18 protein-coding genes and 1 pseudogene are annotated in these 14,578 nt (G+C 35.2%); 6 read left to right on the plus strand and 13 right to left on the minus strand.

The features are described 5' to 3' along the window. Window positions 1–9: 9 nt before the first annotated feature. The 4 genes and pseudogenes from ACQUQZ_RS24545 (at window position 10) to ACQUQZ_RS24560 (ending at window position 2,333) form a co-directional block, all read left to right on the plus strand. Entirely contained in the window at window positions 10–360 is a 351-nt protein-coding gene (locus ACQUQZ_RS24545) for a hypothetical protein (protein ID WP_435357829.1), read from the plus strand. A gap of 41 nt (window positions 361–401) precedes the next feature. After that, window positions 402–824 carry a hypothetical protein gene (locus tag ACQUQZ_RS24550; protein WP_435357831.1) on the plus strand — a complete coding sequence of 141 codons (423 nt, stop codon included), beginning with the start codon at window positions 402–404 and terminating at the stop codon, window positions 822–824. 190 nt (window positions 825–1,014) lie between these two features. Next, window positions 1,015–1,137: pseudogene (locus tag ACQUQZ_RS24555) on the plus strand (DinB family protein); the annotation flags it as partial. Between the two features lie 599 nt (window positions 1,138–1,736). Next, a complete protein-coding gene (locus ACQUQZ_RS24560; RefSeq protein ID WP_435357833.1) occupies window positions 1,737–2,333 on the plus strand; it encodes a recombinase family protein in 597 nt (198 codons plus the stop codon). 377 nt (window positions 2,334–2,710) lie between these two features. Here the strand turns inward: ACQUQZ_RS24560 and ACQUQZ_RS24565 are convergent, their stop codons facing one another. The 10 genes from ACQUQZ_RS24565 to ACQUQZ_RS24610 form a co-directional block, all read right to left on the minus strand. Next, window positions 2,711–3,013 carry a putative quinol monooxygenase gene (locus ACQUQZ_RS24565; protein ID WP_435357835.1) on the minus strand — a complete coding sequence of 101 codons (303 nt, stop codon included), beginning with the start codon at window positions 3,011–3,013 and terminating at the stop codon, window positions 2,711–2,713. Window positions 3,014–3,102: 89 nt separating this feature from the next. Then, entirely contained in the window at window positions 3,103–3,774 is a 672-nt protein-coding gene (locus ACQUQZ_RS24570; protein WP_435357837.1) for a type 1 glutamine amidotransferase domain-containing protein, read from the minus strand. A 163-nt stretch (window positions 3,775–3,937) separates the two neighbouring features. Next, window positions 3,938–4,732, minus strand: coding sequence for an SDR family NAD(P)-dependent oxidoreductase (locus tag ACQUQZ_RS24575; RefSeq protein WP_435357838.1), 795 nt, complete (start codon window positions 4,730–4,732; stop codon window positions 3,938–3,940). A 159-nt stretch (window positions 4,733–4,891) separates the two neighbouring features. Continuing rightward, entirely contained in the window at window positions 4,892–5,704 is an 813-nt protein-coding gene (locus ACQUQZ_RS24580) for an alpha/beta fold hydrolase (protein WP_435357840.1), read from the minus strand. Window positions 5,705–5,769: 65 nt separating this feature from the next. Continuing rightward, window positions 5,770–6,357, minus strand: coding sequence for an NAD(P)H-dependent oxidoreductase (locus ACQUQZ_RS24585; RefSeq protein ID WP_435357842.1), 588 nt, complete (start codon window positions 6,355–6,357; stop codon window positions 5,770–5,772). A gap of 77 nt (window positions 6,358–6,434) precedes the next feature. After that, on the minus strand, window positions 6,435–7,025 hold the full coding sequence (locus ACQUQZ_RS24590) for a Crp/Fnr family transcriptional regulator (protein ID WP_435357843.1): 591 nt from the start codon (window positions 7,023–7,025) through the stop codon (window positions 6,435–6,437). 19 nt (window positions 7,026–7,044) lie between these two features. Then, the gene (locus ACQUQZ_RS24595) at window positions 7,045–7,605 is read right to left on the minus strand and encodes a Crp/Fnr family transcriptional regulator (RefSeq protein ID WP_435357844.1); all 561 of its coding nucleotides are present in this window, start codon (window positions 7,603–7,605) and stop codon (window positions 7,045–7,047) included. Between the two features lie 69 nt (window positions 7,606–7,674). Beyond that, window positions 7,675–7,800, minus strand: a complete 126-nt coding sequence (locus ACQUQZ_RS24600; protein WP_435357845.1) for a hypothetical protein — start codon at window positions 7,798–7,800, stop codon at window positions 7,675–7,677. A gap of 627 nt (window positions 7,801–8,427) precedes the next feature. Next, a complete protein-coding gene (locus ACQUQZ_RS24605) occupies window positions 8,428–9,594 on the minus strand; it encodes an ATP-binding protein (protein WP_435357847.1) in 1,167 nt (388 codons plus the stop codon). 126 nt (window positions 9,595–9,720) lie between these two features. Beyond that, window positions 9,721–10,218: a hypothetical protein gene (locus ACQUQZ_RS24610; RefSeq protein WP_435357849.1), complete on the minus strand. Its 498-nt coding sequence runs from the start codon at window positions 10,216–10,218 to the stop codon at window positions 9,721–9,723. 185 nt (window positions 10,219–10,403) lie between these two features. Here ACQUQZ_RS24610 and ACQUQZ_RS24615 point away from each other — a divergent pair, with 185 nt between their 5' ends. Both ACQUQZ_RS24615 and ACQUQZ_RS24620 read left to right on the plus strand, forming a co-directional pair. Further along, window positions 10,404–10,985 (plus strand): Crp/Fnr family transcriptional regulator, encoded by a 582-nt coding sequence (locus ACQUQZ_RS24615; protein ID WP_435357850.1) that lies wholly within the window; start codon window positions 10,404–10,406, stop codon window positions 10,983–10,985. Window positions 10,986–11,091: 106 nt separating this feature from the next. Then, window positions 11,092–11,565 (plus strand): cupin domain-containing protein, encoded by a 474-nt coding sequence (locus ACQUQZ_RS24620; protein ID WP_435357851.1) that lies wholly within the window; start codon window positions 11,092–11,094, stop codon window positions 11,563–11,565. An 83-nt stretch (window positions 11,566–11,648) separates the two neighbouring features. On the opposite strand, the gene ACQUQZ_RS24625 is transcribed toward ACQUQZ_RS24620, so the two are convergent. From ACQUQZ_RS24625 to ACQUQZ_RS24635, 3 genes are read right to left on the minus strand one after another with little or no spacing between them, the layout of a single operon-like run. Continuing rightward, window positions 11,649–12,677 (minus strand): bestrophin family protein, encoded by a 1,029-nt coding sequence (locus ACQUQZ_RS24625; RefSeq protein ID WP_435357852.1) that lies wholly within the window; start codon window positions 12,675–12,677, stop codon window positions 11,649–11,651. 16 nt (window positions 12,678–12,693) lie between these two features. Beyond that, window positions 12,694–13,749: an MBL fold metallo-hydrolase gene (locus tag ACQUQZ_RS24630; RefSeq protein ID WP_435357854.1), complete on the minus strand. Its 1,056-nt coding sequence runs from the start codon at window positions 13,747–13,749 to the stop codon at window positions 12,694–12,696. Beyond that, window positions 13,746–14,564, minus strand: a complete 819-nt coding sequence (locus tag ACQUQZ_RS24635; RefSeq protein ID WP_435357855.1) for a helix-turn-helix domain-containing protein — start codon at window positions 14,562–14,564, stop codon at window positions 13,746–13,748. Before ACQUQZ_RS24635 ends, ACQUQZ_RS24630 begins: the two co-directional genes overlap by 4 nt. Window positions 14,565–14,578 lie beyond the last annotated feature (14 nt).

The raw sequence follows: 14,578 nt of genomic DNA on the forward strand, positions 1-14,578 counted from the left end.
CTAAGAACAATGCCTACAAAACGCTCCCTTTCTCTTATTGTACAGGCTATTTATGTTTTTATTACAGCCGTACAACTCATTTTTGTTCCTAATATGCTTTTGAGCATGTTTGGGTTTCCTCCTACTTCTGAAATTTGGATAAAAGTACTTGGTATAGTACTTATTACTCTTGCTATTGTCTATTACGGTATTATAAAATTTGGCAATGCTGAAGTTGTAAAATATACCATCTGGGGCAGAATCACTGTTGGTATTGGTTTTGTCATTTTAGTCCTTTTGGGTCAAACCCTACCAGCTTTAATTCTCTTTGCTGGAATTGATATTATTACTGCTGTCTGGACTTGGTTTGAGTTGAAATAATTCTTTTCATCAGTAAAAAAATCTATAAATAAATTAAGAATATGAAATTCTTCATTATTGCTCTCGCATTTATGACCATTGGTCTAATAGGTTTTGCTCAGAAAAAATCACCAATAGACGGCAACTGGATTTTGGTTGAAAAAAATGGCAAAAAACTAAATTTTCAGAATCATCAATTTAAGACCTATAATCAAGGGTATTTCTCAGTAATTATTCTGAAAAACGACGGAACATTTAATAGTGCTTATGCTGGTCCATTTAGCTTAAAGGGAAATATTTATACAGAAACCTACAAATATGGTTCAAAGCCTGAATGGTTTGGATGGATAGGCGAACAAGAATGGGAAATTAAAGGAGATACACTACACATGGCTGGACAAATCAGAATCATTGACCCCGAAGGTAAAGAACACCCAAAAACCGAATGGAGTCAGTTTGTAGAAAAATGGGTACGGGTAAAATAATTTGTAAGTGTTTTCGATATGACTGTTTGTTTTTCTAAAAGAGAAAAACTTTATTGACAATAAAAAAGCAAAATTCAATCATGAAAAAATCATTTTTATCATCTCAATATAAACAGCTTCCTTATCAGGTTTTTCTCAAACTACCGAAAGCAATGACCTAAAGGTTGTCCTTGAAAACTTAACCCGTACGAAAGTTGATTTGATAAAAGCAACAGAAAACCTAAGCACTCCTCAGTGGAACTTCAAAGAATCGGCTGAGCGGTGGAGCATTGCCGAAATTGTAGAGCATTTAAGTATCTGGGAAATTTTATGAAATAAAGAGTTACAAGTAATGACTCAAAATAAACCACAACCAGAACTTAGAGCAACTTGCCAGGCACTACCAGTATGCGTACACTGGTAAGCAATAGCAGGAAAACTGCCAAGCCTCGTTTACTATTTGACATCAAATTCATGGATACAAAACTATGCTACGATTTTTATGAAACCTACATTTTCTTGATTTTTTATAAATATTAAATGGATTATTCAATAATAAATCTTAACAGATTTGAAAAATTAGGTTCAATTAAACCACCCATATATATTATGTAGAAAATATAGTCAATAAAGTAGGTTCAGTCGATTGATTCGTTCATTTGGTTTCATCACAGTTGTATTTTGAAAAATAAATATCGGAAACTCACTTTATTTAATTCCTATATTTTTCTGGCTCCATTTAGCCACTAACCTTTGTTTTGAGAGTCCAAAGAAACGCCCGTTTGATTAGACCAATTTTGTCTTAATTTAAAAATTAAGAAACATCTACTTTAATATGTTTTAAGAAGAAAAATAGTATATATATGTTGTATATTAATCTAAGTATAATTATCTTTGATTTTAGATGATTAAATATATACAAATCAGCTTCACATGAAAATTGGCTATGCCCGAGTAAGTACCAAAGATCAAAGTTTGGAAATGCAAACCGATTTACTCACCAAAGCGGGTTGCGAAATCATTTTTAAAGAAACTGCTTCGGGGGCTAAAACCGATCGGGTGGAACTGGCCAAACTTTTGAATCAAATTCGTAAAGATGATATTGTTGTGGTTTACAAACTTGACCGCTTGGGTCGTTCCTTAAAACATTTACTGGAAGTAGTGGCCCAACTGAATGAAAAGAAGGTAGGGATTCAAAGTATCAACGATGCGATTGATACTACTTCTCCTCAAGGACGATTATTTTTTAACATCTCTGCCTGTTTTGCAGAATTTGAGAGAGACCTCATAAGAGAACGCACCAAGGCCGGTTTGGAAGCCGCTCGTGCCAGAGGCAGGAAAGGAGGTCGTCGCCAAGGAATGACCAAAGAAGCAGAACAAAAAGCGATTTTGGCCGAAAGCTATTACAAAGATGGCAAAATGGGAGTCAATCAAATTGCCATTGAAATCGGTGTTTCTAAAATGACGCTGTATAAATATCTCAGGCATAGAAGAGTACCGATTAGTGCCTACCAGTTGAAGGATAAGTAAAAGTAGTTTAGTTATTTTTGGATTGTGGATGCCAATAATACAATCAAAATCTTACTTTTGAAGATTTGGGAAAGAAAAATTCTAAATCAAGGTTGAATCAAAGTCTGAGCCAGTACTTTATAGGTATGTACCTTTTTATACACCCTCTCTCTTTAGAGAAATATTTTTTTGGCAGAACTACAACATGCGTCTGCATAACATTGTGATTTCTTCTGTTATATTTACAAATTGTAAATATAACAGAAGATTTAAGGCACTGGGGTAAAATCAAAAGGACTTTTACTTTCAAAATATTGACAAAATTCAATATTTCAGCAAAATGGAAAAATATCTGTATTTTCGAGAATATATAAAAATTTCAAAAAAGGCTGTTTTTATTAATTCAGAACTTCATTAGTCAAATAAACCTCTCGATTTGCTAAAAGGGGCACAATTTGCTTGACAACAATGTTTTGAAAATGCTCAGAGTTTCTGTGTTCGTTCAAAGCGTTTTCATCTTGATACGCCTCAGATAATATCAAGGTATTTTCATCGGTTTGGCTTTGGTGAATTTTATAAAACAAATTACCACTTTCGGCCCTACTTTTTTCGGATACTTCGCTCAGTAGATTAAATACATTCGGTAATTGATTTTCGGCAACTTGCCATTTAGCAAATACAAAAATTACGTTCGAGTTCATGTCTTTATGATTTAGTTTTTATCAAAAAATTGAATAAAATAGTCCTTGCTCCATTTAATTTTATTGAAAGAAGAGCAAGGACTTACAAATTATGCTTCTAAAATGGCAATCATTTTTTCGGCAACACCTTTGGCAGAAGCTGGATTTTGACCAGTTACTACTCGTCCATCGGCAATACTATTGGCCGACCATGGTTCAGCAGCGTGAAAAATTGCACCTTGAGCAATAAGTGCCGATTGAAGGTCAAAAGACACATCAGTTCGTGCATAATTATCTTCTTCGGCGGTGGTAAACGAAGCAATATTTTTGCCATTTACTAAATAGCTACCGTCACTCAATTTCACATTCAATAAAGACACAGGTCCATGACAAACAGCACCTACAACGGCTCCTCTTTCATAAGTATCAGCGATTACTTTTTTCAATTCGGGAGCTTCTACCATATCTACCATTGGTGCCAAGCCTCCTGGAATAAAGATGGCATCGTACTGGTTTACATCTACATCGGATAATTTGGCCGCTTTTTGCATTTTTGCCCAGCCCTCACCAGTCAAAAATGCCAAGTTATCTGGGTCATCGGCTAAGAAAAGAGCGTCTAAGTATGGGGTGTCGCCCGATTGTGTTGCAAAATCAATTTGGTAGCCTGCACCGTTAAATTCGGCATAAGGGTGAGCCACTTCGGGTAAAAATGTACCAGTTCTTCTATTGTTTGGGCCAATTGAATTAGCGTTTGATGCGATGATTAATACTTTCGGATTCATATCTATAAATGTTTAAAATTGTAATTTTGATTATTTATTTCGAACTTCACCGTGAGCTGCTCCATGTCGGTATTGTTCTGATTTCTGATGTAAAATTACTACCTAATAGGCTCTGACTCGAAGGAGGGAAATCACTTTGTTAGTGTGATTTAAATCACTTCTGTCAGTGAATTCCTTTCAATATTCCACCATCAACTCTGATAGCTGCACCATTGGTTGCGGCTGCCCATTGGCTCGAAACATACAGCACTGCACTGGCAACTTCATCAGGTGAAATGAATCGTTGTAACAAACTCAACGGACGGGTTTCGGCAAAAAACTGATGCTCAACTTCTTTCGGTGTTAGATTTTTTTGTACGGCAAGGTTGCCAATGAAGCGTTCTACTCCTTCTGAGAATGTTGGACCGGGTAAAATAGAATTTACAGTTACGCCAGTGCCTTTTGTTAGTTGAGCCAAACCATTAGCAATAGATAGCTGAGCCGTTTTCGACATACCATAATGAATCATTTCGGTTGGAATTTGTATCGCTGATTCGCTTGAAATAAATAGCACTCTTCCCCAATTATTTGTCAACATTTTTGGCATATATAAACGTGTCAGGCGGATTCCGCTCAAAACATTGATATTGAACATCTTGAGCCAATCTTCATCTTTCGATTCAAAAAAATCAACAGGTTCGTAAATACCGAGGTTATTGACCAAAATATCTACTTCTGGTACTTCTTTTACCACACTATTAAAACCTGCTTCAGTTGTAAGGTCTGCTACAATTCCGAAAACCGTAGCTTCTGAGATTTCTCTTTTAATGCGACTTATAGCTTCATTTACATTTTTTTCGTTTCGGCCGTTTACATAAACCAATGCTCCTTCTTTTGCAAAACCTTTTGCTATGGCATATCCGATACCAGTTGTCGAGCCTGATACCAAAACTTTTTTGTTATTGAGTATTAAATCCATGATTGATAGTTGTTAAATTGATGATACAAAATTAGATTCCGCTCGGTCAATGTCGAAGGAGCGAAGTCACTAATAAAATGTGATTTGAATCACTTCTGAAAAGTTGAAGGTACGTTCAATTACATATTTTGATGACCGTACCTTCTCTGTTTTAAAGAATTATTGACCGATTTTAACGAGTAAATTAGTTATTTCGGTAGGTTGAGATAAAAATGGAGAGTGGCTTGTGTTGACTGTATATACTGTCTTAATACCTGCTCCAGCAATCATGCGGTCTTGTAAGCCAGGCGAAACTACTACATCTTGAAGTGTCTTGATGTAAACCTTTTCTACACTGCCAAAGTTTTGAGGTGTCAATGTGACCTTATTTGTCAACGGAATCGAAGGTTCGCCTCTATAATTTGTAAATACACTCTCTTTTTCATTTTGGCTACCATCATTGATAAACAAACTAATTAGGTTCTCTTTTTTTATATCAAGCATAAGTTTGTCTGCCGATTCGACAAGATTTGGGCCGAGTTGTGAATCTGGGTCTGAGAAGGCCAAATCAACTAACGCTTGCCCATTTGTTGGAAGGAACGCTCCAATAAAGACTACTTTATTGATTTTTGCGGGCATTTTTTCAGCAACCGCTGAAACGACCATACCACCCATACTATGCCCGACGAGTATTACTTTTTCGTTTAATTGAGAGATTGCAGCCACTACTTTATCACGGTATAAATCCAAGGTGAGGGTATATAACGGAGTTTTATCTGTTCCATGCCCAGGAAGTTCCACAACAATTACTTTATTACCAGCTTTTGTTAAATCTGCACGAACGGCATCCCATACATAAGGGGCTTGCCATGCACCATGAACAAGTACATAGGTTTGAGATTTGGCACTTGGGGTTGTATCTTCCTTAGTACAAGAAGCAAATGCGAATACTGAACTTGTCGCACTAAGCAGCATTAAAACTAACTTTTTCATTGTATATTAAATTTAATTGTTTTGCCTACTTTGTATCACGGTGTTCGGCACGTCCGTTCTATTATTTATTTAAATTGCTTGCCTAATTGCTCTACTTCATTGAGCCATTTCCTCCGTATTTCATCAGTTGATTTTCTGATAAATCCGAAAGTTGAAAACCGAATAGGGTCGAATCCAATGTATCCGAAAATAATGTCTTTGAGAATTTGATATTGTGATGCACGATAGATGATATAAAACCACCACTTGGGAGTATCCATTGTAACCATAATCCTGATACTTTTTCCCGCAAGAAGTTTTTCAGGGAAAATTTTTCCCGAATGGTTTTTGAAGGCAAAACCAGGTAGAAATATTCTATCTAAAAAGCCTTTGGTGATGGCAGGCATAAAACCCCACCAATTTGGATATGCTAACACAAGATGGTCAGCCCACGTGATAAGTTGTTGAGCATCAAGCAAATCTTCTTCGAGTTGCATAGCTTCTCCATTTTTATATCCATCGGCTAGATTTACGTCGAATTTTAGCCTTGATATATAAATGGTCTTGCAATTAGCTCCTGAGTTTTCGGCACCTTTTTGATAGGCACTAAGAAGGGCGTTGCAGAATGATTTTTCTGAAGGGTGTCCTAAAATGAGTAATATGTTCTTTGCCATTGCAGTATTTGTTTATTTTGATACTGCAAAGTTCTACTCTAAATGAAAGGCGTACCTGACACTTAAGAGCCAAAAAACTATTGATGTGATATTCTTTGTCGAATGCGGGTAAGTGACTGCCTCTCGATGCCGAGAAAACTACAAAGATGTGAGAGTGAAATTCTGTTGAAGAGAGCAGAATTTGATTGCATGAAATTAAGGTATCGCTCCTCGGGCGTTTCAAAAATAAAACTCTCGATTCTGTTTTGTTGAGCTTTTAGCACTTCTTCGGCTACGATTCGCCCATACCTTTCAAAAATCGGAGAATATTTATATAAAAGTTGCTGATTTTCAAACGAAAGACAAATCATAGAGGTAGGCTCTAAACATTGGATAAAGTACCTACTCGGTTTTTGTGCAATAAATGCTGGATAATGCGTGGCATAATCTCCTTCCGCGTAAAAACCGACAGTTTTTTCATCACCATCGGGGTCGATAAAATAAGCTCTAACCAAGCCTTTGGTTATAAATCCAATGCTTTTTTGAACCTTTTCTGCGTGTGCAAAATATTCTTTTTTGTTTAATTCCTGTACTGAAACTTTTGAAGCAAAATATAGCAAGTATTCCTCCGAAATATCAGGGCAAATTTCTTTTACAGAATTTAAAAATATTTCTATTGAAGCCTGCATTTAAGTTTATTGAAATTGATCATTGATACAGACGACTGAGTGTTTCTCGACTAACGCCCAAAAATTCAGCAATTAACTTTTTGGGAATCTGCTGCATGAGATTGGGGTATAATTTTGCAAATTCTTCGTAGCGTTGCTGTGGAGTTCCTGAAAGCAGGAGTTTGATTCTTAGTTGCAGAGCCACATAGCCGTTGGTGAGTTTTACCCGAAAGAAATGCTCCATTTTATGATAGTCGGCTGAAAGCTTTTCTCTGCTTTGTAAAGTAAGACATAGAACTTCACCTTCAACCAAACATTCAATATACATTGTAGCGGGTTTTCTTTTAAAGAAAGATGGATAATCTGACATCCACCAATTTTCTTGGGCAAATTGTAAGATATATTCTTTTCCTTGCTCATCTACATAAAACACCTTATAGATACCCGATAACACAAAGTATTCGTGCTTAACTTCATCACCTTCGCTGATGAGATATTGACCTTTTCTAACTCTTCTTGTAATGAAATGCGTTTTTATACTTTCAAACTCAATTTCATCTATAGGCGTTATATTTTCAATATGTTTTCGTAGCTTTTCCATTTGTGATAATATTTTAACAACAAATATATAAAAGATTTTTTCGGAGTTTAAAACCTTTATGAACCGATTTTATGCTAAAGTTAGCTTCGCTTTGAACTCTGCAATCTCGGCTTCTACGTTTTTAATGTGTTCGTATAGAGGCTTCAATACTTCTTCTTTTTCTTCAACCGTAAAACTTGGGGTAATATGCTGCATCTACTTGAATCAAGAGCTGAATCAAGCTGGTTTCAAGAAAATCCAGTTGAAACATATAGACTTTTTTTTGAATCAATGTCTGAATCATGTATGAATCAAAAGTGTGTGATTTTAGCATGACTGATTTTCAATGTTTCAGCTAATGCTATATTGGTGAATTCTTTTTTCTACGTCCTCTCTATTTGGGAAAATAATTTTTAATCGAAGAACTACATCATCTGGTTGCATACCATGGTGATTTATCTAAGATAGTTAAATACTACAAATTGTAACAACAATACTTTATTTAAAATAAGTCAATTTAATTTTATTGGTTTTAAGCTTTAAATGGTGAAATCAAACTGACTTTTGCTTAGACTCACAAAATATTGGTAAAACTCATTATTTACTAAAATAGGTAAAGTATAATATTTCCGAGAACGTATAAAAATTTAAAAAAATCGGTGGTTTTGTGAGACTGGAGTGTCGTTTCTCTTTATGACTCTATATCAATTCCATAAAGGTGCGATTGGAGTTGCGGCACTATTTCGATATAGATGTATGCTCCATGCCTATGGCATGGGCCTGCAGCCATAGCTTGCTGTGGCATAAATGCAAATAATTGATAAGAGTGGCGTTGATATTCATCTATAATTTTGGTAAAAAATCCGTCAAAAACTTGCTGAGTGATGTTACCGTAATATTTGCTTCTACTTTATACGTTTCATTGGTTTTGGCAATTATAAAGCCTTCTTGGGCATTCGTATCTGCCATTGTTATTCTAAATCCTTTACTGATTTGTGGGGCCGAACTGAATTTTATTTCGATTGCTGCCTTAACTTGGTTGTTATGCTCCAAAATTAAATCGCACTCTGCACCTTGTTGGGTTCTATAAAAATAGGGTTGACCATCAATCAATATATTTTGCATTTCTTCGATGATTTGCTCAATCACAAACCCCTCCCACGATGCACCCACTTGAGGGTCGTCGAGTAGGTCTTTTTCTTGAATAATATCCTTGAAAGCGTGCAGAATACCACTATCACGCAAATATATTTTGGGTGATTTTACCAAGCGTTTGGGAATATTAACAAAGTAAGGTTGTAGCCGACGAACTAAAAAAGCTCCTTCCATTAAATCCAAATACCGATTGATGGTTGGGTGTGTCAAACCCATTGAGCGACCAATACTTTCCGAATTCCACAAATTGCCATGAACGCTCGCCAACATTCGCCAAAAACGCTCAATCGTTTGCGGTTCGGCACTTAGACCCAACAAAGCCAAATCTTTTTCGATATAGGTTTTGATAAAGTTTTTCCGCCAAATCATGCTTCCTCTTTCCGATCCAGCCAAATAAGCAAGCGGAAACCCACCTCTGTGCCAAAGTTTGGTTTCATTTTCATGGCCAACTTCATCGAGCGTAAAAGATGGTAACTCAATATAACCGATTCGACCAGCCAACGAATCTGCACTTTTCTTAATTAGCGTAGGCGAAGCCGAACCCAAGATTATAAAGCGACCGACCCGTCTATCAGCATCAATAATACCCCGTAACTCAGCCATTAATTGCGGCATTTGCTGAATTTCATCTAAAATAATGAGTTTATTTTGATGATTTTGCAGATACAGCACTGGGTCAGACAATTTCTGACGGTCAGCCGCCGACTCCAAATCAAGGTAATGAATCGGCTGATTTTTTGCCAATGCCTTAGCCAAAGTAGTTTTACCAACTTGGCGAGGCCCAATGATGCCCACCACAGGAAAAATTGTCAGATATTCGGCCAACAACGGTTCTATATTTCTTATTATTTCCATGAAATCTGTAAATTATATTTTCAATTTTCATGGTAAAGGTAGGGTGAATTTTTCAAAATCACAAAGGACTCAAAAAATGAAAGGATTAAATTATTTGATGTTCCCAATTTAATACCTCCATCAGTGTCATACATCTTCCAAACCTATCAAACATAAATCATTATATATTTCTCTTGATAATGGAGCCACGTCCGATTTCTTTAATCTAATCTGGACAATTTGATTACTCATTAATTTCAAATGCTCTTCAACAGCGAATTTAGCAGACATTATTTTTTTAAAGTCTTTTTCTTTTTTAGGAACATCACAGGTATTTTTAAATCTTTTATCCAGTTCTGTTAGTACATCAAAAGCATTATCATCTTCATTTATTGGGACATAATATCTAAATTCATCTCCATAGGCATCTTCATCAATCAGACGAAATTTCCCAATGGTTTCAAAGGCTAATTCATTAATATCTCTTGTAAAATCAATACTAACTGCTGGTTTTTTCTGATTATGTTCGCCAAAAATAAGATCCCTACATAAGAAAGTAAAAAAGTTTTTTTGAACACCCAGTAAGCTGTTTTCGGAATAAGAGTTGGCTTTAAAATAGTCGTATTGTGATGCAAATTTGGACAAAAACATCGTTTTTTGAGAATATTATTTAAGAGTTCGAGTTTTTATGAAAGTGTAGATTGTCCAATTGACGCCCTATCTATACTTTTCCTCTAAAAGTCTGTATTAAACGGCTTAATAAAAAAGTGTGTTTTTGACGAAAAAATTGAGGATATTTATAAAATCATTCAATAGAAAACTGTTTTAAAATGAGCTTTTCTTTACTTTTTACCCAATTAAAAGACTGGTATAAACTTTCAGAGAATGAGTGTAAAGAAATCATTTCCTTATTTAACTTTATTGATGTAAAAAAGAATGAACATCTTTTTGCCGCAGGAGAAATCGCAAAACATGTTTATTTTGTAGAGAAAGGTTGTTTAAGACAGTATTATATTAATAATAATGGAGAGGAACGTACAATCTATTTCAAAACAGAAGGTGAATGGGCTAGCGAATTGGTTAGTTTTTTGGATAATAAACCAACCGACTTAAACTTACAAGCACTTGAGAATAGTAAACTTTACAGAATAAATCAAAAAAACTGGAGACATGCGATAACTCATTTCCCCGCCCTTACTATGGGGTTTATAAGAGCACAGCAGGATACAAATTACCAGCTTAAGAAACGCCTTGCGGAAGCTACAGTAGAAACCCCTGAAGAAAAATATCTTCGTTTTTTAGTGGAAGAACCACTTTTGCTTCAACGATTGCCTTTGTACCAGATTGCTTCCTACCTTGCAATGACTCCTGAAACACTCAGTCGTATTCGAAAAAAAATTACTCAACATTGATTTCTTATCTCAAATCAAGAAAATTACAAATTTGCTTCCGTAGGTTTGTTTTAATTTCAAATGTTTTTAAACTATGAACATGGTTGATAAATTAAACAATACTAAAATGGAATCTCGTGTAATAAATTTCAAAGCAGGATTTGATGTAACATTTACTTCTGAAACACCTGATAAAAATACATTTATATGTGTTGTAAAGGCTGGCTCAAGAACTCCTATTGCTCATTACCATGAGAGTTTTGATGAAACCGTTAAATGTCTGAAAGGTACGATCACGGTGTTTCTTGGTGGTAAAACTTTTGAATTGACAGAAGGAGAATCTTTACTTATTCCTAAAGGCGTAGTTCATCAGATTGCTAATAAAACACCAAATACCATAGAGTTTTACTGTGAAATTATTCCAGGAGTTTTTGGCTATGAATATTTCCATGATATAGCAATCGTAACAAATGTAGATGGTATTCCGGATATGGATGAGTTTATGAAAATAATGAAAAGCTATGGACTAATTCCAGTGATTGGCTTAAAACAATCTCTGATATTTGCGGTACTGAGATTTATAAGGCTATTTAAGAAATAATTTTAACCGAAATAAATAACCAATTAACCATCCTTTTGTTTGATTTAAAATTGTCGTTTTGTGATACTGGAGTATCTATTTACTTACATCAATACCCCATCAACAGCTTGTATTGGTTTTGGGATATTAGTGTCGTTTATCAATTGTTTTAGGTCTATTTCTATATTGCGACAAATCGAAAGCATGGGTATATCATTGCCTAAGCCTTCAAATGGGTTTTCGGAGTAATCGCCAACTAATTCCATAATGAGAAAGACCCAAGCAATCAGTGACACCACAGGTATAAATAGGTAATTACTGATATTTGAAAACTCAGCAACCAAGCCAAAGGGTAATAAAAAAATAAAAATACTAACAAAAATAAAGCTGGCATTGCCATATTGACGTGGCAAGGGGAAGTTCTTTATTCGTTCAACTCTGCCTTGTGAGTCGAGTAGGTCGTTTAAAAGTTTTTGAAGTTCTATGTGGCGAAAATCATCAATGATATTTTCTAATCTTAATTTAGAAAGATGCTGTGATTGACAATCAATAAGATATGTCGCAACATTTTTGTAAGTATGTAAGTTATTTTGCTCGGTTTCGTTTAAGTGATTTATGATTATATTTTCAGTTAAATTATCTTCTAAAGAACCGATACCATATTTATTCATTCGGGTTCTATTTACTGTACCCACTCTTGACTTTTGACTAATATGTTCCCAAGGTGTGGGGATTAATAATTGGTGACGTAAGGTGTATAAATAAGCTATGTGACGGTTTAAAATGGTTTTGATATTATTTTGTATTTCACCTTGAGCAATAGTGTTTTCTGAATTCCACGGCATGGAAAATGCCCTTAAACTTGTTGCTAACATTCTACTTGTATTGGTAAAACCTCCCCATATCTTACGAGCTTCCCAGAGCCTATCGTAGGCTTGATTGTTTTTAAAGCCAATATAAAACGACACTGCTGTGCCTATTACACCTACGGTTGTCCATGGAATAGCAATATATTTAAAATTGAAATAATAATAGAGAAAGTAAACGCTACTTATCCATGATACTATCCAAACCAAATGCATACCACTTGTTTGAAGTAGAAATTTGACCTTAATGTTTTTATTGATATACATTTTCTTCTTATATTTTTTATACTAAATGAGTTTCCCCCAACTTCAAAAATCTCAACTGATTATTGATTTTACCATCTGCATTTAGCTGTGATAAAATTTCCTCTGGCTCACCCATTGGTTCATCGGCTGAATCGAATGTTCCGTAATGAAAAGGAATAAATGTTTTGGCCTTGGTATCGTGAAATGCTTGCAATGCTTGATGTGGGTCTTGATGGTGCTGACCCATAAACCATGTAGGTGCATAAGCACCTGCACCTATTAGTGCTATATCTATAGATGGAAAAACTTCTGCAATTTCCGTATAATGTGAGCCATAGCCTGAGTCGCCACTGAAGTAAATGGTCTTGCCTGAACACTCTATGACAAAGCCGCCCCAAAGCGTATTGTTTACATCAAAAGGACTTCTATTTGCCCAATGCCTTGATGGAACAAAAGTAATTTTCAAGTCTTTTTCAGTGCTATATTGCTGATACCAACCTGCCGACTGAGTTTTGTTTGGTAGCCACTTTCGTAATAGTTTTTCAAGATTTAAGCCACAGAGGATTTGAGCGTTTGGATTGTTTTTTGTTAAAAGTTTGATGCTCTTTTTGTCGCAATGGTCATAATGGGCATGGGATACAAGTATGTAGTTTATATTATGAAATTTGGTTGGGTCGATGGGTAATTCAGAATATCGCTTTGCAACTGCCAAATTGTAAAACATAGGGTCTATCAAAATGCGAATACCATTTAGCTGAATAAAAAAACTGGCATGACCTAACCAAACAATCTTATCGCTACTGTCATTAAGCCAATTACCATTTTTTATAACAGAGATTCTCCAACTGTCTTGTTTTTTAAATGCTCTTTGAGGGTTTGGCTGTACCATAAATTTCAAAACTTCGCTATAACTTATGATAGTAGGGTTTTCGGGGTAAATAAATTTACCGAATTGGTCTATAGGTGTGCCTTTCCAAACCTTTTTAATGGTGGTTAATGTGGGATTCGCAGTAAAAGAAGTAACCATTGGTATTTTCTTTTTTTTGCCTAATATATTTTTGGCAGCCCACATAGTTAGTAATGTCAAACTCATGGTCTTTTAAAGTTTAAAGCTATAGCTGTAGGAGCATAGCCGTATTGTTTTTTGAAAGCAAAAGAGAAATGGGAAAGGTTTTCAAAACCAACTTCGAAGTAAACATCCACAGGCTTTTTACTTTTTTCTGCCAAATAATAATGAGCCAATTCCAAACGCTTTTGAGTTAACCATTTTTGTGGTGTTGTATTAAATGTTTTTTTAAAATCCCTTTTGAATGTTGACAAACTACGGCCTGTTAAATAGCTGACCTTTTCTAATGGCATATTGAACATAAAGTTCTTTTCCATAAACTCTATCAAAGGCACTTTGTAAGGTTCGTCAAAATTGGATAAAACAGCATCAATACTTGTGTCTATCGTCCTAAGAATACTGATAGCTTCGTTAATTTTTAGTGAAGCTATACTTTCGGGTATAGTGTCTTTAATTTCGAAATAGGGCAACAGAGAAGCTATATAACTATCGAGTAATAGATGATTTTTGTAATGCAAGACTTTATCTTGTTTGGTTATTGAAGCTACTTTTATATTTTTATAAAAATCAATAAGCCGATCGGTAGATAAATGAACTGCCACTGCTTTGTGAGGCAATCCATCTTTTGGGTAATTCATTACTGTGGTCAATTGATTACGAGGTAAAAGCACCACATCGCCTGCACCAAAAATAAAACTATGGTCAGCCTGTATCAATTTAGTCTCACCCGAAATAAAAAACACCAATACATGCTCTTGAAGTGTAACCTCCGTTTTGAAATACTTTTCATTAAGGTTTGAAAGTTTTATTTCGGTAGTGATAAATTTTTGAAACTGTTCCATATTTTAGTTATTTT

The sequence above is a fragment of the Emticicia sp. SJ17W-69 genome, assembly GCF_051209875.1.
Lineage (GTDB): Bacteria > Bacteroidota > Bacteroidia > Cytophagales > Spirosomataceae > Emticicia.

Bases quoted from the DNA above. Each gene is read 5' to 3' on its own strand.
- ACQUQZ_RS24545 (WP_435357829.1), top strand. From the start codon at position 10: ATGCCTACAAAACGCTCCCTTTCTCTTATTGTACAGGCTATTTATGTT.
- ACQUQZ_RS24615 (WP_435357850.1), top strand. From the start codon at position 10,404: ATGAGCTTTTCTTTACTTTTTACCCAATTAAAAGACTGGTATAAACTT.
- ACQUQZ_RS24630 (WP_435357854.1), bottom strand. From the start codon at position 13,749: ATGAGTTTGACATTACTAACTATGTGGGCTGCCAAAAATATATTAGGC.
- ACQUQZ_RS24590 (WP_435357843.1), bottom strand. From the start codon at position 7,025: ATGCAGGCTTCAATAGAAATATTTTTAAATTCTGTAAAAGAAATTTGC.
- ACQUQZ_RS24560 (WP_435357833.1), top strand. From the start codon at position 1,737: ATGAAAATTGGCTATGCCCGAGTAAGTACCAAAGATCAAAGTTTGGAA.
- ACQUQZ_RS24570 (WP_435357837.1), bottom strand. From the start codon at position 3,774: ATGAATCCGAAAGTATTAATCATCGCATCAAACGCTAATTCAATTGGC.
- ACQUQZ_RS24600 (WP_435357845.1), bottom strand. From the start codon at position 7,800: ATGCAGCATATTACCCCAAGTTTTACGGTTGAAGAAAAAGAAGAAGTA.
- ACQUQZ_RS24585 (WP_435357842.1), bottom strand. From the start codon at position 6,357: ATGGCAAAGAACATATTACTCATTTTAGGACACCCTTCAGAAAAATCA.
- ACQUQZ_RS24620 (WP_435357851.1), top strand. From the start codon at position 11,092: ATGGAATCTCGTGTAATAAATTTCAAAGCAGGATTTGATGTAACATTT.
- ACQUQZ_RS24595 (WP_435357844.1), bottom strand. From the start codon at position 7,605: ATGGAAAAGCTACGAAAACATATTGAAAATATAACGCCTATAGATGAA.
- ACQUQZ_RS24605 (WP_435357847.1), bottom strand. From the start codon at position 9,594: ATGGAAATAATAAGAAATATAGAACCGTTGTTGGCCGAATATCTGACA.
- ACQUQZ_RS24565 (WP_435357835.1), bottom strand. From the start codon at position 3,013: ATGAACTCGAACGTAATTTTTGTATTTGCTAAATGGCAAGTTGCCGAA.
- ACQUQZ_RS24580 (WP_435357840.1), bottom strand. From the start codon at position 5,704: ATGAAAAAGTTAGTTTTAATGCTGCTTAGTGCGACAAGTTCAGTATTC.
- ACQUQZ_RS24575 (WP_435357838.1), bottom strand. From the start codon at position 4,732: ATGGATTTAATACTCAATAACAAAAAAGTTTTGGTATCAGGCTCGACA.
- ACQUQZ_RS24625 (WP_435357852.1), bottom strand. From the start codon at position 12,677: ATGTATATCAATAAAAACATTAAGGTCAAATTTCTACTTCAAACAAGT.
- ACQUQZ_RS24550 (WP_435357831.1), top strand. From the start codon at position 402: ATGAAATTCTTCATTATTGCTCTCGCATTTATGACCATTGGTCTAATA.
- ACQUQZ_RS24635 (WP_435357855.1), bottom strand. From the start codon at position 14,564: ATGGAACAGTTTCAAAAATTTATCACTACCGAAATAAAACTTTCAAAC.